We start from the raw sequence: 1,258 nt of genomic DNA, 5'->3' as shown, positions 1-1,258 counted from the left end.
CCTGGTCTTGAGCTTTAAAGCAATTGTCTCGGGGAATCTTCCGGTTGGAACGACGAGCATTAAAAACGTGGCTTCGATCATAGACCCGATTGACCCTACTACACCAATCGTTCCTGAAGTAGAGGTACCCGTAAATGAAAGTCCTGCAATAAATTTGGTTAAAACAGTAACGAATACAGGTTCGGCTGTTGGTGGAGCCTTTAATGTGGGCGATAGAATCGAATATACATTCACCATCAAAAATACAGGTGATGTTACATTGAACAACATCAATATTACTGATCCTTTAATCAGTAACTCAGTAATCAATATTGCAGGTAACCTTCTGCCGAATAATGAAATTAAGCATATAGTTGATTATATCATTACTCAGGCTGATGCTGACGCAGGCAATGTTACAAATAGCGCATTGGCAAAGGCCACTAGTCCCGCAGGTACGATCGTACAAGACAAATCAGGGACTACCATTGGCGGTGACGATCCAACCATTACTCCAATAACACAGAATCCTTCATTAAGCTTAACCAAAACCGCAGTTGCAGGTACGCACAATAAGGTAGGTGACATCATCAACTATAACCTGGTCGTTAAAAACACAGGAAACGTAACGGTAATAGCTATCGCCATTACTGACGCAAACGCCGATGCAGGTAGCATCAGTCCGGCACTAATCGCCAGCCTTGCGCCAAATGCAACCGCAAACATTACCGCTAAACATAACATAACCCAGGCAGATTTAGACAGGGGTTATGTGACCAATATTGCAAATGCAGATGGTAAAGATCCAAAAGGAGGCAACGTACACGCCGAATCAACCGATCCGACACCAACGCCAGGTGCGCCGGTAGTTCCAGGTTGTACGAATTGCACAATTACGCCAATTGATCAGGCTCCTTCATTGAGCTTAACCAAAACTGCAGTTGCAGGTACGCACAATAAAGTAGGTGACATCATCAACTACAATCTTGTTCTTAAAAATACCGGAAACGTAACGGTTAACGCCATTGCGATTACCGATACAAACGCCGATGCAGGTAGCATCAGTCCGGCACTAATCGCCAGCCTTGCACCAAATGCAACAGCAAATATTTCCGCTAAACATACCATAACCCAGGCAGATTTAGACAGGGGTTATGTGACCAATATTGCAAATGCAGATGGTAAAGATCCAAAGGGGGGCAATGTACATGCCGAATCAACCGATCCGACGCCAACGCCAGGTGCGCCGGTAGTTCCAGGTTGTACCAATTGCACAATC

Annotated in this window: 1 protein-coding gene; it reads left to right on the top strand. The window is 44.8% G+C overall.

The features are described from left to right. Positions 1-1,258, top strand: a 1,258-nt coding sequence (locus IM797_RS28135) for a DUF11 domain-containing protein (RefSeq protein ID WP_194130556.1), incomplete at both ends; no start/stop codon positions are given.

This window comes from Pedobacter sp. MC2016-24, from assembly GCF_015223055.1.
Classification (GTDB): Bacteria; Bacteroidota; Bacteroidia; order Sphingobacteriales; family Sphingobacteriaceae; genus Pedobacter.
Note: the sequence above shows the minus strand (reverse complement) of the source record. Positions and strands in the feature narration are given on the sequence as shown.